Origin of the sequence: Vibrio mangrovi, assembly GCF_024346955.1 — a bacterium.
In the GTDB taxonomy this organism is placed as follows: domain Bacteria; phylum Pseudomonadota; class Gammaproteobacteria; order Enterobacterales; family Vibrionaceae; genus Vibrio; species Vibrio mangrovi.
On the sequence record NZ_AP024883.1, the window covers coordinates 3,071,782 to 3,092,987 of the forward strand.

The following is a 21,206-nucleotide window of genomic DNA, read 5'->3' on the forward strand; positions in this document are numbered from 1 at the left end:
ACAACTCCAGACATTACAAAAGCGAAGCAATCCGCTTTTCTACCGCCTCTCGTGCTCGAAATATCCGGGATCGTACTGTTCCGACAGGACAATCCATTACCGCAGCAATCTCTTCATAGCTTAGTCCTTCCAGCTCTCTCAAAGTCATTGCGGTCTTCAAATCTTCAGGCAACGCATCAATTGCCGCAAAAACAGCATGTTTCAATTCTTTCGACAACGTAATGTTCTCTGGGTTCGAAATTTCTTTTAAAACATTGCCATTTTCGTAATATTCAGCCTCTTCAGCATCCACATCATTCGCAGGAGGGCGTCTACTCTGTGCAACTATATGGTTCTTTGCCGTATTGACAGCAATCCTATAGAGCCAGGTATAAAACGCGCTTTCTCCCCGAAATGAAGGAATAGCCCGGTAGGCTTTAATAAAAGTTTCCTGAGCGACATCAGCAACGTCACCGCTGTTGTTCACATATCTGGCGATGAGGTTACAAACTTTATTCTGGTACTTCACCACCAAGAGATTAAAGGCTTGCTTATCTCCACTCTGAACGCGCTCAATCAATACTTGATCAGTTAACTGCTCGTGCATTCGAGCGTATACTCCTATCGTTCATCCCTTACCTTCTCAGATATGGGTATTAATACTTCAAAATGTAGTATTGACACCACCGCTTACATGAGCAGTATAGTGAGACTCATGCGCAGGGAAATAGTTCCCCCGGCTTTAAAAATTTTTCTTCATTCTAGAGGGGAATATTCCTCTCCACAAATTTGAGCTTCGTCACTTCCCCCGAATGAGGTAAAATTTCGTCGATGACAACCATATTTATAAAGCATTGCATGTAGTGAAAGAGAAAAACAAGCGAAATCGGGAATCCATTCATTCTTTCTATCTTCTTGATTCATTATATCGCCTCTATACATCAATACTTAAGGTTCAATTGTCGATTCAGGGAACCATGTTCATCACGAAGATGGGCAGGAAATAAAATATTTTTGGGAAAATAGAAAACTATGAGTGGAAATCAAGAACATCAGTGCGATGTGCTCGTTATCGGAAGCGGTGCTGCCGGGCTGTCACTCGCATTACGCGTTGCAGAAAAATGCCAGGTGATTGTGCTGAGTAAAGGCTCCTGGAGTGAAGGAGCAACCTATTATGCACAAGGAGGAATTGCAGCGGTATTCGATGAATCAGACAGCATCGAATCACATGTTCAGGATACGCTCATTGCCGGTGGCGGTATCTGTGAAGAAGAGACGGTCCGCTTTATTGCAGAGAATGCCAAAGAATGTGTTCAGTGGCTGATTGACGGCGGCGTTCCGTTTGATCTGGATGAAGACAGCAATGATGATCATCCTAAATACCACCTGACCCGTGAAGGCGGGCACAGCCACCGAAGAATTCTGCATGCTGCTGACGCTACAGGAATGGCAATGCAAACCTCTTTGCAGGATAACGTGATAAATCACCCGAATATCAAAGTGCTGGAACGTCATAATGCCCTTGACCTGATTACCGAAGATAAAGTTGGCGGAGATCCAAAGAAAATTATCGGCGCCTATGTCTGGAACCGGAATGATGAACATGTAGAAACCGTCAAAGCAAAATTCATTATTCTGGCGACCGGCGGTGCATCGAAAGTATATCAGTATACGTCAAATCCGGATGTCTCATCAGGAGACGGTATTGCGATGGCCTGGCGTGCTGGTTGCCGGGTCGCCAATCTGGAGTTCAACCAGTTCCATCCAACTTGTCTTTATCATCCTGAATCCCGCAATTTTCTGTTAACGGAAGCCTTACGAGGTGAAGGCGCATTCTTGCGTCGCCCCGATGGTTCCCGGTTTATGCCGGACTTTGACGAACGTGCGGAACTGGCTCCCCGGGATGTCGTCGCCAGAGCCATTGACTACGAAATGAAGCGAATTGGTGCGGATTGTATGTATCTCGATATCAGTCATAAACCCGCCGACTTTATTGAAAAACATTTCCCGACGATTTACTCCCGGCTTCAGAGTCTGGGAATCGACATGACCAAAGAACCGATCCCAATTGTCCCTGCAGCCCATTATACCTGTGGCGGAGTCATGGTAAATCAACAGGGTGAAACAGATATCAGCCGGTTATACGCAATTGGTGAGGTCAGCTATACAGGCTTACACGGAGCCAACCGCATGGCATCAAACTCATTACTTGAATGTGTGGTCTATGCTCGTGCAGCAGCACAGGATATTCTCAGCAAACTTGAGGATGCTCAGATTGCAGGCCCGCTTCCGCCATGGGATGAAAGTCAGGTCACCTGCTCCGATGAAGAAGTTGTCATTCAGCATAACTGGCATGAACTCCGCCTGTTCATGTGGGATTACATGGGGATCGTCCGGACGGATAAGCGTTTGGAACGGGCCCTGCGGCGTATTCATCTGCTCCAGCAGGAAACACATGAATACTATAGTAATTTCAGAGTTTCCAATAACTTGATTGAACTCAGAAACCTGCTTCAGGTTGCCGAACTGATGATCTGTTGTGCGATGCAACGTAAAGAAAGCCGGGGGCTGCATTATACCCTCGACTATCCGGAACAGCAGGAAAACAGCGGACCGACAATTCTTGATCCACAAGATTTCTGAACACTAGGGGCTGTTGACCTTTCGTGGTTGAGTTTTGTTCAATCTGAACGGGTGTTGATCGCGGCGCGGGGCATGCCGCTTAGCCATCCTAAGCAAATGACCCGCAACAAAGAGCAAGACACGTTCAGATGATGAACCCTATGGGCAGCATTTGTCGCCCATTTATCCAGCGTTAGGTCATAGTTCATGTAGATCGCTACACTTCACATGACCTGCCTTGGCTAAATGAACGACAAATTGCTGCAAAAAACATCACGAAAGGTCAACAGCCCCTTGCTTCAGGAATCCAATGACAAACGGGGGCGATAACGCCTCCGTTTTTCCAGCACCACAATCTGTCGGTATGATTGTTCCCGGCAACTGTCCCGCCAAAGTATCTGACGCTCTCCCTGTTGCCCGACAAAAACAACGAACCACGTTGCAAAAGAGATTTCAATTCTCTCAATCAGTTGTTGTCGCTGTGCATAAACGAGGTTTCCGGAGTCGGTGTATCGGCACGACTCTGATATAAAAGGGAGTAACAGTGCCCGCTCAACCCAATGGCCCAGCAGCCAGAAAATCAAAATAACAGAGATAATCAGAGGAAGGTCGGCAATAAGTAATGCCCAAATGGAGAGTTGAACAATAAACAACTGAACCATGCAGGCATTCAAAGAAACTGAAGGACAAAGACTAACGGACTTTACCAAGGTTATAAGCAACCATCTTATCAACCATAGATGCATGGCTCAGATTTTCGCTCCGTTTGTGTCCCATGAGCCAGGAAAACAGATCCGGATCATCACACTCAAGCAGCGATACAAAATCCTGCTGCTCAGATTCGCTCAACTGCTCAAAACACTCCTCAAAGAATGACATAATCACCACATCCAGCTCCAACATACCACGCCGGCATGCCCACTTAATCCGGGCCTTCTCTTCGTCGGTATACATTCTAAAACCTCATTGATTTAATTTTTTATAAGTGTATCAAGGGAACGATCTGCCAACCACTCACTGAATCACAATCCACACCAGGCTGACAAAACTTATCCGATTTAACATATCTTCCGGATAGTTAGCAAAAGATTTGTCTGAAAACGATGACATGATTTGAACTCACCCGTGTTTGTGGACAAATATCCATCTTCATCCCCTTTTAAAACCCCATCAATCCGGTACATATCAAGGGTGAATCCGGAGGTGACTTGGGTCTCAAAAGATTTGGGTATAGAATGCATTCATTCAATCGGCAGAAGGTGATACAGAACATGAACTGGGAAAATAATTTTCACCCTTTCGAGCATACGCCAGAAACTCCATTACCGAATTTACTCCTGACTCATCTCACTTCATGGGGATACATTTCAGCCACCGGAGATGATCAAAAATCCTACCTGCAAGGCCAGGTGACCTGTGATGTTGTTTCTCTCGCAAAAGATCAGTCAACATATGGCGCACACTGCGATCCTAAAGGAAAAACATGGTCTGTCTTCCGGATATTCCATCACAAAAACGGCTATGCCATGTTCCAGCCTCTTAGTGCAATCGAAGCAGAATTGCGGGAACTCAGAAAATATGCCGTGTTCTCTAAAATAGAACTGCTTCCGGGAAGCGATATTGCTCTGGGTGTACTTGGAAAGAATGCTGAAGACTACATCGATACACTGAGTAACTCCCGTGGGGATGTTCGTGAGATTGAAGGTGGCACTGCCGTAAAAGTTTCCCCACAACGCTGGCTGTTGCTACTCAATGAATCCGCAGCCCAGACACTGACCGAGAACTTCAGCGGTGAAAAAGTGACTGAGAGTCTGTGGACTCGTTTTGATATCGAAGAAGCACTGCCAGTTGTTACATCTGACGAGCAGGAACAGCATATTCCTCAGGCACTGAACCTTCAGGCTCTTGGCGGCATCAGCTTCACCAAAGGCTGCTATACCGGTCAGGAAACTGTAGCCAGAGCCAAATATCGTGGTATCAACAAGCGAGCCATGTATATTGTACAAGGGAACACAGATACCACACTAAACAGCGACCACCCGCTTGAGCTGGAACGTTCCGTCGGAGAAAACTGGCGTACTGCCGGACGTTTTCTTACATTTTTTTCATTCAGTGATAACACCGCACTTGGCCTGATCGTCCTCCCTAACAATCTGGAAGATGGCACCCGATTCAGAATCACAGGACATCCCCAAACCGAATGGAAAATACAACCACTCCCATATAGTCTGGATGATGAATCATAATCTGGAGACAAAAGTCCTTCATTTTCTCCGGCAGCAGCAGATTTCCCACCGGCTGCTGCCGCAAAAAGAGGCGGCTGTCACCATTGAATCAGTGGCAATGTTACGGGGCATCAGACCTGCTCAGATGGTCAAATGTGTCTTACTGAGAGATATGGGTGATCGCTATGCACTCGCTTGTGTCCCGGGGCATTTATCTGTCGATCCAAAGAAAGTCAGAGCCTGTCTCGGATGGCGAAGAATGACTTGTGCAGCCAGTGACAAAGTCCTGCAAATCACCGGATATCCCGTTGGTGCGGTCGCTCCGCTACTCCTGAAAACGGAAATACCCATTCTGTTTGATCCTGAAATTACTCAGGAACAAGAAATCACAATCAGTAGCGGACATCTACAAGCCGGAATAGCCATGCAAGTTCAGGATTTACTCGATCTTGTTCACCCATTGGTGACTTCTATTCACCGCTAACCTTATGTTTATTGATGTAATCCATTTCACAAACATGTGATACAGATCAAATATAACCAAATTAATAAATGAATTGTTAGTCAAAAATAAAACATAAATAGTCACAGCTCTATTTTTCACGTAGTCTTATTTCGTTGGTTCTGTGACGCTTCCTCAGCATGTTAGCCACTGAACCGACTGAAAAGTGAATCCACTGAATTCATTCAGTACATCCACTTTTTGTGTAATGCATCTGTGACTATTTCGCCCGCATCCGTACAGATGCGGGCTTTTTTTTAATCTGTCATCGGGGGATTTTTTTTGACAGTGACCGGTCAAAATCTATATTCAGAGATAAGAATAGATCAGTTACACAGCTCCAAAGGCTGATGATTTTTCTGTAACAGAGCAACCGGGAATGACAGAAATTTCACAGAGGTTCATTTATCCCGTTATAAAAATGTCATATTTATCCGGCTTAATGGACCACCGAAAACGGGCATATCGCCTGATTGCAGACGTGAATTGTAAGTTGTCTCAGAGTTAACAGAACAGATACAAAGAATTCATTTAATTCTGCTAAATATGTAGATGACAGCACAAAAATTTAATTAACTCATCATGTCGTGATTATTCCACTACAAATATCACAACATAAAGAGACAGACTAAATAGAATAGTTAGAGTGAGTTGGCTTCTCACAATGTTTATAGTGAGGTTTGCCGATCCTGAGCAACTCAGGTCAACAAATACCTCAGGCATTCACAAAAGGACGATGATATGAGACTGTTTAAGCGCTATACACCCGGTATGATTGCTAAACATATTAGTCGACTATTTAAAGGTAGAATCTACATTTATGGCATCGGTAAATTTGAGTTCGATCAGGGGAAACTAATCCTCCCGGAAAAAGCCGAACCACGCCACTACCAGACGGTCAAAGAGGTCAATCAGGAAATCATGCGATTGAAGTACATCCATGTTTAATCCGATACGGGCAACGGCTTCGGTTAGTTGCCCATCAGAATATCTGCTCTACATCCATTCTCACTCAGAAAATGTTGATTTAGCCAATTCAGGCAAATCTCCCCGAATGCCCAGTGCTCGCTGCATCATTTCATTTTTTACTGTCGGGATCTGATTCAACACTGACATTCCAACGCCCCGGAGCAACTTTTTCACCGGAAAATCCCCGGCAAAGGCCTCTTTGAATCCTTGCATTGCTGCAATCATCTTCGCCGCTTCAGCCTTTCTCCACCGCTCATACTGGCGGAGATTACGCCGGTAACCAATATCTTTTCCCTGCTGCCATAAGACTGTAATTTCCTGAGCCAGTGACGCGGCATCAAGCAGTCCGAGATTCACCCCCTGCCCAGCTAGTGGATGAATCGTATGTGCTGCATCTCCGGCTAATGCAATACGATCACACACAAAGTCCCGTGCATAACGCATTTTCAACGGAAACACAGCCCGTTCACTCACCAGCTCACATAAACCGAGGCGGTGATCAAACTCGACACAAAGCGCCCGGTTAAACGATTCGGTTTCCATAGTCAGTAGTTCATTTGCTCTTAGTGGCTCAGTCGACCATACGATAGAACACATGTTCGGATGCTCCAGAGGCAGAAACGCTAATGGCCCCTGTGGCGTAAAGATCTGCCGGGCGACTTGCTGATGAGGTTCTTCCGTCATCACATTCGCAACTAAAGCTGCATGTCCGTAGTCCCAGTGAGTCAAAGGAATATCCTGCTGCTGACGAACCCAGGAATTTGCTCCGTCAGTCCCCACAACCAGCTTGGTGGTCAGTGAACTACCGTTATCAAGTGTTAGCCAGACTTCACTTTCACCAACAACCATACTCTGACACTGAGACGGCATGAAAAAAGTAACATTGTTCTGATTCTGAACCGCATCCAATGCTGCCAGTTGAATGACACGATTCTCAACGATATGACCTAAATCCGGCTGCGCAAGCTGCTGACAGTGAAACTGAATATGAGCAAAACTATCCTTCTCCCACACATACATTTCACGGTAAGGGGCAGCCCGACGCTGAATAATGCCATCCCAAATCCCGACATTTTTCAATATCTGCTCACTGGCACGGCTTAACGCAGAGACCCGGATATCCGGAGATTCTCCCAATGTAGGATCGGGTGTGTGCCCTTCAATTACGGCAATTCTCAGGTCTGTATTCTTCAGTGCCGCAGCCAGCGTTAGTCCGACCATTCCGCCACCGATAATGGCAATATCAAAACTTTGCATCATATATAAAACCTTTTAGCGAGACACTTGTCCCAATGTCCGGGTCAACAAGGGCTTTCTGAGTACAGACAGATTGTCGATAGCCATCAGCCCCAGATTCCTTCCCACAACAGCAGGAAACCACTCATTTGAGAAGATGTGGACCAGAGTGGAAGTCATTTCCATCGTTTTTTGCCGATCCGGTTCCCGGCGTTGCTGAAATGCATGTAGAGCCGCATAATTTCCGACATCTTCGGGATGGTGGCGTACTTCGTCAACCAGTGTCGCAATATCCCGAATCCCCAGATTAAACCCCTGCCCGGCAATCGGATGAAGCGTTTGCGCTGCATTGCCTATAATCGCAAACCGGTGTGAAACAGCCCGGGAGCGATAACTTAGCTTTAAGGGATATGCAACCCGGCTTCCGACCCGCTTCATTTTGCCTAGCCGCCAGCCAAAAGCTTGTTGTAACGCCAAAAGAAACTCATTGTCATCCAGACCTGTTATACCTTCCAGTGACTCTGGTCTGACACACCAGACCATTGACATACGCTGACGACTCATTGGCAGTAAAGCGAGTGGTCCGGTCGGCGTAAATCGCTCAAAAGCTCTGCCCTGATGAGGCTGACTGATTTCGACATTGGCAATGACAGCAACTTGTTCAAAATCGTGAATTTCAGAAGAGATTCCCAATTGTTGGCAACAGGTTGACGTATTCCCGTCGGCGGCAATCAACAGCTTACCGTAAAGAGTCGTCTCATCCTCCAACGAAATCCGGACTTCGGTTTCCGAGCGTTCCACCGTACGGATCGAAGCCGGACAAAACAGAGAAATCGCCGGACGTTCCTGTAACAAGCGATGATAAACCTGCCCGACTTCTGCCAGTTCGACCACATATCCCAGAGCGGATAGTCCAAGTGGCTCTGCTTTAATATCGGTCATACCTGCATGTCCCCGGTCAGAAACATGAATATGAGAAATTGGCGTCGCATAAGGTTGGATAGCATCCCATAGCCGGTATTCTCTGAGTATCTGTACCGTTCCGTCAGAGAGTGCAATGGAACGGGCATCAAATCCAGGATGAACCTGAGCTGAAATATCACATGATTCGACAACAGCAATCCGGAGTTTACCGCCAAAGCGGGCATCTAAAGCCAGCGCCAGTGTTGCACCGGCCATTGCTCCACCAGAGATAATGACATCAAATATTTTCACTCGACTATTTTCCGTTCTCACTCATATCCGTTTTCACATTCATCACGTAACGATTTAATGAATTGTTGGCTTCTTACTCTGTGATTTTACCCGAACACCACATTCCGCATGAATCGTGAGTACACACGCTTTTATATGCTCGATAACCTGCTCAAGCAGTAACGCCTGTTCTTCAAGATCATCATCTTCATCAATTCCTAACCGGGCAATCTCTTCCAGATCGGTCAATGCTTCTTTCGCATCATCTGAAAGTGAACTGATGTTCGAATGTGCCAGCCCCAGCCCGGAGATAAAATGATTCACCCACTCAGACACACCATCAGCCAGCTCAAACAGGCCAGTATCGCCACTACCTTCAGGTAAAAACAAAGACAACTGGAAATGTTGCTGTGTCATTTCTTCTGCCGTACCGGAAATCAACTCACCGGCCAGCCCCAATGCTGCCATCGGCCATCCCATTCCGTCATTGGTATAATCAAACAGTAATGGCTGCCAGCGTTCATCGTCCGGATTTAAACCACCGGATAACATCCCGGTTAAAAGGCCGTGCAGCTCGGCAGGTGTTACCGCTAAAGAAGCTGACTTCAGGATATCAGCAGAAGAAAGGTATTCGGGAAACTTATTATCACTCATGATGCAATCTGCAGAAAAAATAAACCTAATCCTATCACCTCAACCTCATTGCTGAAATGCCCACGGCATCAAATCTGCTAACCTGTCCCGATCAATAGCACAGCTTTTGTCCGAATTGTCCAAGATCTGAGTTTTTGACCTATCATTGACGCGGATATGCAGGGAAAGACTTGAATCTTATCGTGGCTTTACCTATAGTTTCCGTCTTGATGATACCGTCAATGTATCATTCACAGTGGCATGTTACGAGTTCATAAGTCATGAGTAATCAAGCGGTTGATGTTGAGATTTTAGGAAAAGTCACACGAGTGAACTGCCCTGCAGGTCAGGAAGATTCGCTCGTTCAGGCAGCAAAAGAACTTGATGATCGTTTGAAAGAAATGGCGGAAAGAACTAAGGTGACTAATGAGGTTAAGTTACTGACAATCGCTGCTTTAAATATCTGCTATGAATTACAAAATCAGATAAAAGAAAATAAACAGACAACAGATCATCTCGCGACGCGCATGGAGCAACTCTCAGCATCGCTTGATAGTGTGATTCGTAAGGTCGAGCCAGGACAGCAGTAACTTTACGCCACAGAATTTACCCTGAAGTGTTCGTCAGCGGATTACGTCCCTGAGCCGATAAGCAATACCTAAGGGTTAGTACTTGCTGGCTATTGAGCAAGCTCGGCACGCACCGAGAAGCCTACGGTCAACATTACTGATCCGCCTTGAACCAGCTGGTTCAAGGGTCAAACATCTGCAACGGCACTTTGGGGTTCTCTATGCACCAGAATATGATGACACGCGCTGAGTTCAGGAAGCTGATCAGGGAAAGAAGGAAACAGCTCTCGGCTGATTTCCAGCAAACCGCTAGTGAACAAGTCATCGGGCATCTTTCTAATTTACCCGAAATTCACTCCAGTCAGAACATTGCACTCTACCTTTCAGCCGATGGCGAGCTCGCAACACCAAAGCTCATCGAGTGGCTCTGGCAACAGGGTAAATCCGTTTATCTCCCCGTGATTCATCCGTTTTCAACCGGACAGCTGCTCTTCTTACACTACACCCCGGAAACTCCGATGGTTAACAATCGCTATGGGATTGCTGAACCTCGCCTGAATAAAGAACTCATCCTGCCGACCCGTCAGCTTGATCTGATTTTTACCCCGTTGGTCGGTTTCGATGCATCAGGACACCGGCTGGGAATGGGTGGCGGCTATTATGACCGGACTCTGGAACCCTGGTTTAAAAATAAAAGCGGAGCCAAGCCGATTGGTCTGGCTCATTCATGTCAGTTTGTCGAAAAACTGCCAGTGGAATCCTGGGATGTCCCACTACCTAAGATTGTCACACCAGATAAAATCTGGCACTGGGAATAAAGCGACGCTACCGGACCGGATTCCCCTTCAGTACATATCAGACAGACTTTATCCGATATCTACACCAACCCTGGTGAAACACCTGTGATCACTGGCGTGACAATGTGATTAATGCACAGGAAAAGACGTATTGACGCTGCATCTTGAGGTGACTTGGGTATATAATCCCCCGCCAGAATACCCAATCAATATATCCCAAGTAATTTAAAATAAGATTTAAATGTAATCAGCAGGAGATCAATACATGACCCAAGACGAAATGAAAAAAGAAGCGGGATGGGCTGCACTCAAGTATGTCATCAAAGGTGGCATTATCGGGGTAGGTACAGGCTCAACCGTGAATCACTTTATCGACGCCTTGGGCTCAGTAAAAGATAACATCAAAGGAGCCGTTTCCAGCTCAAAAGCATCAACAGAAAGACTAGAAGCTCTGGGAATCCAGGTCTACGACTGCAACGATGTTGAAAAACTGGATGTTTATATCGATGGTGCCGATGAAATCAATCCGACACGGGATATGATTAAAGGTGGCGGTGCAGCTCTTACCCGGGAAAAAATCGTTGCTGCAATCTCCGAAAAATTCGTCTGTATTGTTGATGGCACAAAAACAGTTGAAGTTCTGGGCAAATTCCCGCTTCCAATTGAAGTGATTCCCATGGCCCGCGAACAGGTTTCCCGTGAACTGAAAATGTTGGGCGGAAGCCCGGTTTACCGTGAAGGCGTGATCACTGACAACGGGAATATCATTCTGGATGTTCATGATATGCAGATTACCGATCCCAAAACACTGGAATCAACCCTTAATAATATTCCAGGCGTTGTCACTAATGGTCTGTTTGCGCACCGGGGGGCTGATGTCGTAATTATCGGAACTCCAGACGGCACACAATTTATCGAGTAATTTATCGACTAATATTCACCATCATTTATCGACATTGGTGAGAAATCATGAAAAAACGGTACGTTTATGTACCGTTCTTTCATTGGCTATAGAAAAATTATTCCTTATGACGTAATTTTCTTACCAATTGGAGATGTTTTTTGTTACTTTATGATGAGAAGATGCACAAGGCAAACGTTTGCTTGTTAACAAAATGCTAATTTTCCCGATTTAGCAGCTGTGCACCTCGTTTCTTCACCTTTCCATCGTTAAGGACAAAAATAATGGCCAAGTTTTCATTGGAAAAAGACAAAATTAAAATTTTACTTCTTGAAGGTGTTCACCATTCCGCAGTGGAGGTGCTTCAGGAAGCTGGCTATACCAATATCGAATATCATAAAGGTTCCTTAGCTGAATCCGAACTATTAGAAGCCATTCAGGACGCTCATTTTGTCGGTATCCGTTCCCGCACCAATCTGACAGAAACTGTTATCAACGCTGCCAAGAAGCTTGTCGGTATCGGTTGTTTTTGTATCGGAACCAATCAGGTCGATTTGAATGCAGCTGCAAAACGAGGTATTCCGGTATTTAATGCACCGTTTTCAAATACCCGCAGCGTTGCTGAACTGGTGATGGGAGAAATTCTCCTGCTATTACGTGGTGTACCGGAAAAGAATGCGCTGGCTCACCGTGGTGTCTGGAAAAAAAGCGCCGATAACAGCTATGAAGCTCGTGGTAAAAAGCTGGGAATTATCGGATACGGCCACATCGGTACTCAGTTGGGTATTATTGCTGAAAACCTGGGTATGAGCGTCTATTACTACGATATTGAGAATAAGCTCTCTCTGGGAAATGCTGTACAGGTATCTTCACTGGCAGAACTGTTAGGCAAATGTGATGTTATTTCTCTCCATGTCCCGGAAACACCCGATACGAAAGACATGATGTCCAGTAAAGAGTTTTCTCAGATGAGACCAAACGCCATCTTTATCAACGCTGCTCGCGGTACTGTCGTTGATATTGATTCACTGTGTGGTGCTCTGGAATCCGGACATATTTCCGGTGCAGCTATCGACGTCTTCCCTGTCGAACCCAAAACCAATGCAGAACCGTTTGAATCACCACTGACTCAGTTCGACAATGTAATTCTTACGCCTCATGTTGGTGGCTCTACCCATGAAGCCCAGGAAAACATCGGTATTGAAGTCGCCGGTAAGATGGTGAAATATTCTGATAATGGTTCAACGCTCTCCAGCGTCAACCTGCCGGAGGTTTCACTGCCGGAACTCAGAGAATGTTCCCGCCTGCTGCACATTCACCAGAACCGTCCGGGTATTCTGAATCAGATCAACACGATCTTCGCTCAGGATGCTATCAACATCGCAGCACAGTACCTGCAAACATCTGCAGATGTCGGTTATGTTGTCATTGATGTCGAGACCGCCCGCTCAGAAGAAGCATTGAGCAAACTGAAGAAAATTGAAGGTACAATCCGCGCACGGATTCTGCATTAATCTTATCAGATATCTCACAATAGAAAGCCCTTTCTCCGGAAAGGGCTTTTTTCTTCTGCGCATTTGAAATCGATGTAAAAAAGCCTGCTTAAAGCAGGCTTTTTATTGATTCAGATTTGCTTATTCAACTAGCATCATCTTTAGTGAATTACCAGATTCGGTAACCAGGTGACCAGATCAGGGAAGATCATACAAATCACCAAAACAACAAACTGGACGGAAATAAAGGGCAGCACTGATTTATAGAGATCCATCATAGTCACACCTTTCGGTGCAATCCCCTTCAGGTAGAACAAGGCAAAACCGTAAGGTGGCGTCTGAACGGCAATCACGATGTTCAGAATCATCAGTACACCGAACCAGATAGGATCGTATCCCAGCGATACCGCAACCGGCGTAAAAATCGGGGCACACATCAGGACAATAATGAACTCATCAATGATGAAACCTAAAAGCAGCATGATCAGCTGGAACATAATAATGATCATGATCGGTGGCAGATCCAGTCCTTTGGTGAATCCGGACACCATGCCCTGAATTCCCATCAACAGGTGGAAGTTACTGAAAACTGAGGCTCCGAGGATGATCCACATAGCAACACTTACCAGCATCGCGGTCTGCATCCCGGAACGCATTAACATTTCCGGTTTAAAACGCTTAAACAGGATTGAAAGCAGAATTGCCCCCATAACCCCCAAAGCACCAGACTCGGTAGGCGTTGCAATACCGGCAATAATACTGCCGAGAACAACGACAATCAGAGCCAGTGAGGAAGCACCGTCCCGGATCGTCTTAAACATCTCATATCCTTTCGGCACCTGAATATCGTTGTCAGAGTCAAGCGGTGCACGTTCGGGACGCAACTTACAGGAGATCACCACATAAGTAATCAGTAAAATAATCGTGATTAATGCCGGAATCATCGCACCCAGAAACATTTTCCCGACCGAGTTTTGCGTTGCCGATGCAAACATGATCATTGGAATACTGGGTGGAATCAGGATTCCCAGAGAACCACCAGCCATAATCACGCCAAGAGCAAGTTTCTTATCGTATCCGCGATCCAGCATTGGCTTCAGCGCAATGCTACTGGAAGTCATAATACCGGCACCAATGATTCCAACCATGGCACCAATCATTGAACAGACCCCGATGACACTAATGGCCAGAGAACCACGCAACCGTCCGATTGCCAACTGACTGGCATTAAACATGGCATCGCCAATTCCGGAGCGGGTCAGGATTTGTCCCATATAAATATAAAGAGGAATCGCCAAAAGGATAAAGTTAAAAAATGTGCTCTCAACGGTGGTCGGAATAATATTAAACAGCGCCTCGCCCCAGACCAGATAGCCGACACCCATGGCAATCCCACCCAATGCCAGACCGACCTGAGCGCCCAGAACAAAAGCGGTCAGAATACAGGCCAGCAAAATAAGGGTTAACATCTCAATTCCCATTTGGATTCTCCTTGTCAAAAACGGACTTTTCTACCTGATGGCTATCAGAGTTGAAGGGTTCATCATCTAAGCTGACATGGAAAGGCTGGTCATCTAAGCTGACATGCGGATGAACTTTTCCGTTCAATTCGCGTCCTGTAGCGAGGAAAAACAGATTACTGATGAATTCGGTCGAATACTGAGCAATAAAAATGGTTGCCGAAACGGTAATCATCAACCAGAAATGATTCATAGGCGGCGCCCATTCACTCTGGGTTTTGTAATGATACTGGAGACTTTCCAGAAACATGCCGTAGCAGGTTTTTATCATGACAGCTAAAAAGCCCATTGCCAGTACGGCGGTAATCAGATCGAAAATCCGGCGAGTCTTTTCCGGTACTTTACCGTGGACAATATCCACATTGATATGCGCTTCACGTTGCTGGGCGTATGCTCCGCCTAAAGCAGCAATATACCCGAACAGAAACAGAGAGGTGTCATATCCCCAAATAGTTGGTTTATCAATGACATAACGTGCAAATACTTCGTAAGCAACAATCGTGGCTAAAACAGGAAGCAGATATGAAACCGAACGCCCGATCAGGCCAACAACATATCTGACTACCTGGCAGTATCCTCTTAAAATTGGTTCAACCATATAAACTCCCAAACCAATCAAGGTGAATCAAATGATTCACCTTGATCATTCCTTGTTACTGCTTGTTCAGGATATCAACAAGCTGTTTTGAATAAGGGTCTTCACTGGCATATTCCTGCGCAAGTGACATACCGGCTTCTTTCCAGGCTTTTTTATCCGCTTCAGATGGTGCAGGACTCCATTTCAGGCCTTTTGATTCCATCTCTGTTACAGCCTGAGATTCCCACAGTTTAGATTTGGTTAACTGCTCAATCGCATGTTCAGCCGTCGCACCTTTTACAATCGCTTTCAGGTCTTCCGGTAATTTGTTCCATGCTTTCTGGTTCACAATCACAGGCAGAACCTGAGCACCGGCAATCGGTAGTGGGTACATATATTTTGCAACTTCCACGTGGTTACCATCACGGTGGTCGATCATATTGGAACCGATAGAACCATCAATAACACCAGTTGCCAGTGAGGTATAGATCTCACTCCATGCCAGAGATACCGGAGCTGCTCCCAGATTACGCAGGAACTTACCGTATGCACCTGGCGCACGAATTTTCATACCTTTAAAGTCAGCAATAGAGTTGATTGGCTTTTTCGTGATGATGTAAACAGGTGGCTGAATATAAGGTTCTAACCAGACAAGCCCCTGAGATGCGTATGCTTTCTTCAGCACTTCACCCCATCCACGCTCATGGAACAGTGTCATCAGTTCACCGGTATCTGATGTACCGCCTGGCAGACCCACTTCAACAACCCCTGCCGGGAACTCACCCGCATGCATTGGCTGGAAAGGTGCTCCCATCGTAATCAGGCCGGAACGTACAGCACTTAAAATACCACTGGTACCAACGCCTTCCCCGGAGTACAGAACCTGCACAGAAATACGGCCATTGGACATGGTTTCGATATTTTTGGCCAGATCTTCGTAAACAGCACCGAATGCGGTACCGCGACCATAAAGGTTTGCAAAGCGCCAGTTATATTCAGCTGCAAAGCTGACAGTGGAACTAGCGAGAGCACTCACACCCAGTGTGACTGCCAGTAATTTCTTCGCAAGCTTCTTTCCCTTTAACCCAAACATAGAAATTCCTCTTCCTGTGTCGTTACTTGTTTGTTACCGATTTGTTTCACGAGTTAATATGAAGAAAGCTCAGCCAAAGCAATAGAACCAGAAAGGTAATTTGTATGGTACCAGTTATAAATCTATCACTGGTACCACACAATTGATCTAACTGGTACTTCGAGAGGAATCAGCTTTGGATCTAACATCCCCTTAACAGCTAACAAAAGAGACACAAAGATGGACCAAATTGTTAACAAAAACCTACTAAAAGCAACGTGTCCTTTCAGTGAAGATGCGATTGCAGTCCTTAATCCGGCAACCGATGAGACTCTGACTTATATTCCTTCGGTCCAGACTACGGATATTCTGGCTTTGATTGAAAAATCCAAGCAGGCTCAACAGGCATGGCAGCAGCGCTCAGCAGCAGAAAGATGTGCCATTTTAAGACGCTGGTACGATCTGGTTGTTGAAAATAGTGACGATTTGGCAAGGATTATGACACTGGAACAGGGCAAACCATTGGCGGAAGCGAAAGGTGAAGTCATGTACGGTGCATCTTTCATTCAATGGTTCGCAGAAGAAGGGAAACGGACCTACGGTGATACAATTCCAGCACCAACTTCTAACAAACGTTTAATGACTATTAAACAACCCGTTGGTGTTGCCGCTGCAATCACTCCATGGAACTTCCCGATTGCAATGATTACCCGTAAAGCAGCACCGGCACTAGCTGCCGGATGTAGTTTTATCGTCAAACCGGCAAACCAAACGCCACTTTCAGCTTATGCAATCGCAGAGCTGGCTTATGAAGCTGGCCTGCCGCAAGAATTGCTAATCGTGGTAAACAACCACTCTTCCGTTGCTGTCGGTGATATTTTCTGTACGCATGATGATATCAAGAAGCTTTCTTTCACCGGCTCAACTCAGGTTGGCAGTCATCTGATTAAACAGTGCGCCGAAACCGTAAAACGTACCTCAATGGAATTGGGTGGTAACGCGCCATTTATCGTGTTTGATGATGCTGATATCGATGAAGCCGTTAAAGGTGCGATTGCATCGAAGTTCCGTAATGCCGGACAAACCTGCGTATGTGCAAACCGCTTCTATGTTCAGGACAGCGTTTACGATGAATTCGTCGAAAAATTTGCCAAAGCCGTTGCAGAACTGAAAGTCGGTAATGGTGTTGAACCTGGGGTGAATATCGGTCCGCTGATCGACATTAAAGCGAAAAACAGTGTACTGGGTTACATCAATACAGCCGTCGAACAAGGAGCAAAGATCGCAATTGGTGGTCGCTCTCTGGATGGTCTGTTTGTTGAACCGACCATTCTGACTGAAGTCACTCAGGATATGGACATCGTCCAAACCGAATTATTCGGTCCGGTTGCTCCGGTTGTCCGGTTTACCAACGATGATGAACTGGTCGAAAAAGCTAACGATACGATTTACGGATTAGCCAGTTACTTCTACACCAGTGCTCTGAATCGTGCATTTCGTATTGCCGAGCAGCTTGAATACGGCATGGTCGGGATTAATGAAGGCATTATCTCAAATGAAGTCGCACCATTCGGTGGTGTAAAACAATCCGGCTTTGGCCGGGAAGGTGCCAAACAAGGGATTGATGAATATCTCAATGTGAAATATCTCTGCTTTGGTGGCTTCTGACATCTCACAATAACTACTGTTTGAATGTGAAGGAATTAAACTCATGACGAATATGGAATGGCAAGCCCGTAAGGAAAAAGTAGTCGCAAAAGGTATGGCTAACCTGGCACCGATCTACGCGGCGAGCGCAAAAAATGCAATCATCACGGATATCGAAGGCAAAGAGTATATCGACTTTGCTGCCGGTATCGCCGTTAATAATACAGGTCATTCTCACCCACAGATTATTGAAGCGGTCAAAAAGCAGTTAGATAACTTCAGCCATACCTGTTCAATGGTGACACCATACACCAGCTTTGTTGAACTGGCTGAAAAGATTGTTGCAAAAACGCCGGGGAATTTTGAGAAGAAAGCAGCATTTGTAACCACCGGTGCAGAAGCGGTAGAAAATGCAGTAAAAATCGCACGTGCCCACACCGGCCGCTCAGGTATTATCGCATTTAAAGGCGGATTCCACGGACGTACCAACATGTGTATGGGACTCACTGGAAAAGTTGCGCCTTACAAAGCGGGTTTTGGACCATTCCCGAATGAGATTTACCACCTGCCATTCCCAAATACCTACCATGGTATTACTGAAGCCCAAAGCCTGAGTGCTCTGGATGATCTGTTTGCCTGTGATATCGAGCCAAGTCGTGTGGCAGCCATTATCTTTGAACCAATTCAGGGCGAAGGTGGTTTCTATCAGGCTCCGGCAGCCTGGGCACAGAAAATCCGTGAAGTTTGTGACAAACACGGCATCGTTTTGATTTGTGATGAAATTCAGACTGGTTTTGCCCGGACTGGCAAGATGTTTGCTACGGAGTATCTCGGTATTGAAGCCGATCTGATCACAATGGCAAAAGGGATTGCCGGTGGTTTCCCGCTTTCAGGTGTTGTCGGTAAAGCAGAGATCATGGATTCAGCCAATCCCGGCGGTGTTGGTGGTACCTATGCAGGTTCTCCTCTGGCATGTGTTGCAGCACTGGAAGTTCTCGATATCATTGAGAAAGAAAATCTCTGTGAAACAGCTCAACATATTGGTTTACTATTTAAGGAACAATTGACTGAATTGCAAAAAGAGATTCCCCAAATTGGTGACATTCGCCAGGTTGGTGCCATGATTGCAATCGAACTCAATGATCCGGACAGTGGCGCACCACTTGCAGATCTGACTAAGCAACTGGTAGTAAAAAGCAACCATGCTGGTGTGATTTTGCTGTCTTGTGGTGTCAAAGGAAATGTAATTCGCTTCCTGCCACCACTGACCATCGAGCCAGAGCTTATTGTGAAAGGTCTTGATATCATTAAAGCAGAGTTACAAACGTTGCTCGCTCACTAAATACATCCGGCGAAGATACAGTAGTCTCCCTCATCTCTGTATCTTCGCTTCCTTACCCGGATTAGTCAGCGGCGCAAGAAAGAGTTGTAGGAGCCGTATGCTAAGCCAGTATATCCACATCGATCCTCAGGATTCGAAAACCCTTCAGGATCAAATCAAAAGCAGCCTTGCCAAAGCAATCTTCGATGGCTTTATACCTAAGCAATCCAGTCTGGTCTCTTCACGTAAACTGGCAAAAGATCTGAATGTTTCCCGAAACACAATTCTGCGGGTCTACGAACAACTGACGGAAGAAGGTGTACTTGTTTCCGTCGAGCGGAAAGGCTATTTCGTCAATCCTGCTCTGGATATCTCAGCAACACCGGTCAAACAACCCAGAGAAGAACAGGAACAGACAACACAGCTCGACTGGAGCCGCTATCTGATCTCTGAAAATACCGTATCTGAACTCGAGGCAAAAGATCTCAAAAATTACCCTTATCTGTTTGTCAGCGGTGTGGTTGATGATGACCTGTTTCCGGTTTCGGAATGGCGCAAGTGTAGTATTCAGTCCCTCAATCGCATCAATCACCGGACCTGGACATCAAATGATTCGGACTACGATGATCTGATTGAACAAATCCGTACCCGGGTGCTGACCAAACGGGGCATATTCGTAAACCGGAACAATATTGCAATCACGCTTGGCTGTCAGAACAGTCTGTACTATCTGTCCAAGCTCTTGCTTTCTTCTGCTTCATCAATTGCCGTTGAGAATCCCGGTTACCCGGAAGCATTACACCAGTTTCAGGCCAGACGCTCCCGCATCGTTCCGATCGATGTCGATCAGGAAGGCATGGTGATTGATGAACGTCTGACTAACTGTCAGTTGGTTTACACAACACCAAGTAATCAGTTTCCGACCACGGTTCGTTTGTCTGCTAATCGCCGCAAAAAGCTACTCGCACTGGCAGAAGAACATGATTTACTCATTATTGAGGATGACTTCGAACATGATATTAATTTCATCGAAGATACATGTCCGCCACTGAAAAGTGAGTATTCCAGCGAACGCATTATCTATATCTCCAGTTTTTCTTCGACGATTGCTCCGGGGCTGAGACTCGGATATATCGTCGCACCGGATCCTCTGATTTCCCAGATAAAGGCACTGCAGTTCAGAACCCATAGTCTGCCACCGAAGAACAACTGCCAGACGCTCGCCCTGTTCCTGAGTCTGGGATATTACGATGCTCTGGCACAAAAGATGCTCAAACGTTACCGGGAAAAATGGCTGACGATGGAAAAGGCACTGAATTATTATTTCCCCCAATCCGGAGTCACGCCATCACTGGCCGGCACCGCTTTCTGGATCGACTATAAGCAGGGCTTCGATGCCGAAAAATTTGAACAACTGGCAGAGCAACACGGCATCCTGATCAATAACGGAGCCAAGTACTATTGTTGTGATGAGCGTACCAATAGCTTTCGTTTATGTTTTCAGTCCATCAGAACCGATCTCATTCGGGAAGGCATCGCCCTGCTTTCCCAAATCGCCAAGCAGGTCATGCCAATAGAAACACTACAGGAATGTCAGCAGCCTCCGTTAAGTAGTAAAGCCATTCGCCGGCTCCTGAAAAATCAGACACTACTGACCAAAGATTGCTTCAATATTCCTTACCGGATTACATTTCAGGCAGACGGAAAAATGACCGGAGTCTCTGACCGCCCCAATGATATGGATGAAGGTTACTGGTGGGTCGAGCATGATCGTTTTGTCTACCAATGGCGGAACTGGCAGTTTTCAGATATCCGGAAAATTACCATTGTGCTTGAAAATGAAGAAGTGAAACGATTTGATGAGGATGGCTACTTTATCGGAGAAGCCCGATTGATATCCAGCAAGATTGACTAGACGGTTGACCTAAAGAAAAAACCGGCTAATGCCG

General features: G+C 46.0%; 20 protein-coding genes and 1 other RNA gene. 12 read left to right on the forward strand and 9 right to left on the reverse strand.

Annotated elements, in window-relative coordinates; all coding sequences use genetic code 11:
- Window positions 1-13 precede the first annotated feature (13 nt).
- Window positions 14-586 (reverse strand): RNA polymerase sigma factor RpoE, encoded by a 573-nt coding sequence (gene rpoE / locus OCU74_RS13540; protein WP_087481235.1) that lies wholly within the window; start codon window positions 584-586, stop codon window positions 14-16.
- Between the two features lie 425 nt (window positions 587-1,011).
- On the opposite strand from rpoE, the gene nadB reads away from it, so the two are divergent.
- On the forward strand, window positions 1,012-2,622 hold the full coding sequence (gene nadB / locus OCU74_RS13545) for an L-aspartate oxidase (protein ID WP_087481234.1): 1,611 nt from the start codon (window positions 1,012-1,014) through the stop codon (window positions 2,620-2,622).
- A 278-nt stretch (window positions 2,623-2,900) separates the two neighbouring features.
- Here nadB and OCU74_RS13550 read toward each other — a convergent pair whose 3' ends face one another.
- Both OCU74_RS13550 and OCU74_RS13555 read right to left on the reverse strand, forming a co-directional pair.
- Window positions 2,901-3,263 (reverse strand): hypothetical protein, encoded by a 363-nt coding sequence (locus OCU74_RS13550; protein ID WP_087481233.1) that lies wholly within the window; start codon window positions 3,261-3,263, stop codon window positions 2,901-2,903.
- Window positions 3,264-3,294: 31 nt separating this feature from the next.
- Window positions 3,295-3,555, reverse strand: coding sequence for an FAD assembly factor SdhE (locus tag OCU74_RS13555; protein ID WP_087481232.1), 261 nt, complete (start codon window positions 3,553-3,555; stop codon window positions 3,295-3,297).
- A gap of 317 nt (window positions 3,556-3,872) precedes the next feature.
- Here OCU74_RS13555 and ygfZ point away from each other — a divergent pair, with 317 nt between their 5' ends.
- From ygfZ to OCU74_RS13570, 3 genes are all read left to right on the forward strand, one after another.
- A complete protein-coding gene (ygfZ, locus tag OCU74_RS13560) occupies window positions 3,873-4,847 on the forward strand; it encodes a tRNA-modifying protein YgfZ (protein ID WP_087481425.1) in 975 nt (324 codons plus the stop codon).
- Window positions 4,837-5,310 (forward strand): aminoacyl-tRNA deacylase, encoded by a 474-nt coding sequence (locus OCU74_RS13565; protein ID WP_200807741.1) that lies wholly within the window; start codon window positions 4,837-4,839, stop codon window positions 5,308-5,310. Before ygfZ ends, OCU74_RS13565 begins: the two co-directional genes overlap by 11 nt.
- A gap of 759 nt (window positions 5,311-6,069) precedes the next feature.
- Window positions 6,070-6,276, forward strand: coding sequence for a DUF1107 domain-containing protein (locus OCU74_RS13570; protein WP_087481230.1), 207 nt, complete (start codon window positions 6,070-6,072; stop codon window positions 6,274-6,276).
- Window positions 6,277-6,336: 60 nt separating this feature from the next.
- On the opposite strand, the gene OCU74_RS13575 is transcribed toward OCU74_RS13570, so the two are convergent.
- The 3 genes from OCU74_RS13575 to OCU74_RS13585 are packed head-to-tail and all read right to left on the reverse strand — an operon-like array spanning window position 6,337 to window position 9,381.
- Window positions 6,337-7,557 (reverse strand): FAD-dependent 2-octaprenylphenol hydroxylase, encoded by a 1,221-nt coding sequence (locus OCU74_RS13575; protein ID WP_087481229.1) that lies wholly within the window; start codon window positions 7,555-7,557, stop codon window positions 6,337-6,339.
- A 12-nt stretch (window positions 7,558-7,569) separates the two neighbouring features.
- The gene (gene ubiH, locus OCU74_RS13580; protein WP_087481228.1) at window positions 7,570-8,748 is read right to left on the reverse strand and encodes a 2-octaprenyl-6-methoxyphenyl hydroxylase; all 1,179 of its coding nucleotides are present in this window, start codon (window positions 8,746-8,748) and stop codon (window positions 7,570-7,572) included.
- A 54-nt stretch (window positions 8,749-8,802) separates the two neighbouring features.
- Window positions 8,803-9,381, reverse strand: a complete 579-nt coding sequence (locus OCU74_RS13585; RefSeq protein ID WP_087481227.1) for a YecA/YgfB family protein — start codon at window positions 9,379-9,381, stop codon at window positions 8,803-8,805.
- A gap of 260 nt (window positions 9,382-9,641) precedes the next feature.
- On the opposite strand from OCU74_RS13585, the gene OCU74_RS13590 reads away from it, so the two are divergent.
- The 5 genes from OCU74_RS13590 to serA all read left to right on the forward strand — a co-directional run bounded on the left by OCU74_RS13590 (window position 9,642) and on the right by serA (window position 13,141).
- A complete protein-coding gene (locus OCU74_RS13590) occupies window positions 9,642-9,950 on the forward strand; it encodes a cell division protein ZapA (RefSeq protein WP_087481226.1) in 309 nt (102 codons plus the stop codon).
- A 15-nt stretch (window positions 9,951-9,965) separates the two neighbouring features.
- Window positions 9,966-10,149: non-coding RNA, 6S RNA (ssrS, locus tag OCU74_RS13595), on the forward strand.
- 16 nt (window positions 10,150-10,165) lie between these two features.
- Window positions 10,166-10,747, forward strand: a complete 582-nt coding sequence (locus OCU74_RS13600) for a 5-formyltetrahydrofolate cyclo-ligase (protein ID WP_390623657.1) — start codon at window positions 10,166-10,168, stop codon at window positions 10,745-10,747.
- 244 nt (window positions 10,748-10,991) lie between these two features.
- Entirely contained in the window at window positions 10,992-11,648 is a 657-nt protein-coding gene (rpiA, locus tag OCU74_RS13605) for a ribose-5-phosphate isomerase RpiA (RefSeq protein ID WP_087481225.1), read from the forward strand.
- A 263-nt stretch (window positions 11,649-11,911) separates the two neighbouring features.
- The gene (gene serA, locus OCU74_RS13610; protein WP_087481224.1) at window positions 11,912-13,141 is read left to right on the forward strand and encodes a phosphoglycerate dehydrogenase; all 1,230 of its coding nucleotides are present in this window, start codon (window positions 11,912-11,914) and stop codon (window positions 13,139-13,141) included.
- Between the two features lie 140 nt (window positions 13,142-13,281).
- Here the strand turns inward: serA and OCU74_RS13615 are convergent, their stop codons facing one another.
- The 3 genes from OCU74_RS13615 to OCU74_RS13625 are packed head-to-tail and all read right to left on the reverse strand — an operon-like array spanning window position 13,282 to window position 16,310.
- Window positions 13,282-14,601 (reverse strand): TRAP transporter large permease, encoded by a 1,320-nt coding sequence (locus tag OCU74_RS13615; RefSeq protein ID WP_087481223.1) that lies wholly within the window; start codon window positions 14,599-14,601, stop codon window positions 13,282-13,284.
- Window positions 14,591-15,238, reverse strand: a complete 648-nt coding sequence (locus OCU74_RS13620) for a TRAP transporter small permease subunit (protein ID WP_087481222.1) — start codon at window positions 15,236-15,238, stop codon at window positions 14,591-14,593. Before OCU74_RS13620 ends, OCU74_RS13615 begins: the two co-directional genes overlap by 11 nt.
- Before the next feature lie 55 nt (window positions 15,239-15,293).
- Window positions 15,294-16,310, reverse strand: coding sequence for a TRAP transporter substrate-binding protein (locus OCU74_RS13625; protein WP_087481221.1), 1,017 nt, complete (start codon window positions 16,308-16,310; stop codon window positions 15,294-15,296).
- Between the two features lie 219 nt (window positions 16,311-16,529).
- On the opposite strand from OCU74_RS13625, the gene OCU74_RS13630 reads away from it, so the two are divergent.
- The 3 genes from OCU74_RS13630 to pdxR all read left to right on the forward strand — a co-directional run bounded on the left by OCU74_RS13630 (window position 16,530) and on the right by pdxR (window position 21,172).
- Complete coding sequence (locus tag OCU74_RS13630) at window positions 16,530-17,957, forward strand: NAD-dependent succinate-semialdehyde dehydrogenase (RefSeq protein WP_087481220.1); 1,428 nt, start codon at window positions 16,530-16,532, stop codon at window positions 17,955-17,957.
- A 43-nt stretch (window positions 17,958-18,000) separates the two neighbouring features.
- Window positions 18,001-19,278 (forward strand): 4-aminobutyrate--2-oxoglutarate transaminase, encoded by a 1,278-nt coding sequence (gene gabT / locus OCU74_RS13635; protein WP_087481219.1) that lies wholly within the window; start codon window positions 18,001-18,003, stop codon window positions 19,276-19,278.
- A gap of 97 nt (window positions 19,279-19,375) precedes the next feature.
- Window positions 19,376-21,172 carry a MocR-like pyridoxine biosynthesis transcription factor PdxR gene (gene pdxR, locus OCU74_RS13640; RefSeq protein ID WP_087481218.1) on the forward strand — a complete coding sequence of 599 codons (1,797 nt, stop codon included), beginning with the start codon at window positions 19,376-19,378 and terminating at the stop codon, window positions 21,170-21,172.
- The last annotated feature ends 34 nt before the right edge of the window (window positions 21,173-21,206 follow it).

Bases quoted from the DNA above. Each gene is read 5' to 3' on its own strand.
- rpoE (WP_087481235.1), bottom strand. From the start codon at position 586: ATGCACGAGCAGTTAACTGATCAAGTATTGATTGAGCGCGTTCAGAGT.
- nadB (WP_087481234.1), top strand. From the start codon at position 1,012: ATGAGTGGAAATCAAGAACATCAGTGCGATGTGCTCGTTATCGGAAGC.
- OCU74_RS13550 (WP_087481233.1), bottom strand. From the start codon at position 3,263: ATGGTTCAGTTGTTTATTGTTCAACTCTCCATTTGGGCATTACTTATT.
- OCU74_RS13555 (WP_087481232.1), bottom strand. From the start codon at position 3,555: ATGTATACCGACGAAGAGAAGGCCCGGATTAAGTGGGCATGCCGGCGT.
- ygfZ (WP_087481425.1), top strand. From the start codon at position 3,873: ATGAACTGGGAAAATAATTTTCACCCTTTCGAGCATACGCCAGAAACT.
- OCU74_RS13565 (WP_200807741.1), top strand. From the start codon at position 4,837: ATGAATCATAATCTGGAGACAAAAGTCCTTCATTTTCTCCGGCAGCAG.
- OCU74_RS13570 (WP_087481230.1), top strand. From the start codon at position 6,070: ATGAGACTGTTTAAGCGCTATACACCCGGTATGATTGCTAAACATATT.
- OCU74_RS13575 (WP_087481229.1), bottom strand. From the start codon at position 7,557: ATGATGCAAAGTTTTGATATTGCCATTATCGGTGGCGGAATGGTCGGA.
- OCU74_RS13585 (WP_087481227.1), bottom strand. From the start codon at position 9,381: ATGAGTGATAATAAGTTTCCCGAATACCTTTCTTCTGCTGATATCCTG.
- OCU74_RS13590 (WP_087481226.1), top strand. From the start codon at position 9,642: ATGAGTAATCAAGCGGTTGATGTTGAGATTTTAGGAAAAGTCACACGA.
- OCU74_RS13600 (WP_390623657.1), top strand. From the start codon at position 10,166: ATGACACGCGCTGAGTTCAGGAAGCTGATCAGGGAAAGAAGGAAACAG.
- rpiA (WP_087481225.1), top strand. From the start codon at position 10,992: ATGACCCAAGACGAAATGAAAAAAGAAGCGGGATGGGCTGCACTCAAG.
- serA (WP_087481224.1), top strand. From the start codon at position 11,912: ATGGCCAAGTTTTCATTGGAAAAAGACAAAATTAAAATTTTACTTCTT.
- OCU74_RS13615 (WP_087481223.1), bottom strand. From the start codon at position 14,601: ATGGGAATTGAGATGTTAACCCTTATTTTGCTGGCCTGTATTCTGACC.
- OCU74_RS13620 (WP_087481222.1), bottom strand. From the start codon at position 15,238: ATGGTTGAACCAATTTTAAGAGGATACTGCCAGGTAGTCAGATATGTT.
- OCU74_RS13625 (WP_087481221.1), bottom strand. From the start codon at position 16,310: ATGTTTGGGTTAAAGGGAAAGAAGCTTGCGAAGAAATTACTGGCAGTC.
- OCU74_RS13630 (WP_087481220.1), top strand. From the start codon at position 16,530: ATGGACCAAATTGTTAACAAAAACCTACTAAAAGCAACGTGTCCTTTC.
- gabT (WP_087481219.1), top strand. From the start codon at position 18,001: ATGACGAATATGGAATGGCAAGCCCGTAAGGAAAAAGTAGTCGCAAAA.
- pdxR (WP_087481218.1), top strand. From the start codon at position 19,376: ATGCTAAGCCAGTATATCCACATCGATCCTCAGGATTCGAAAACCCTT.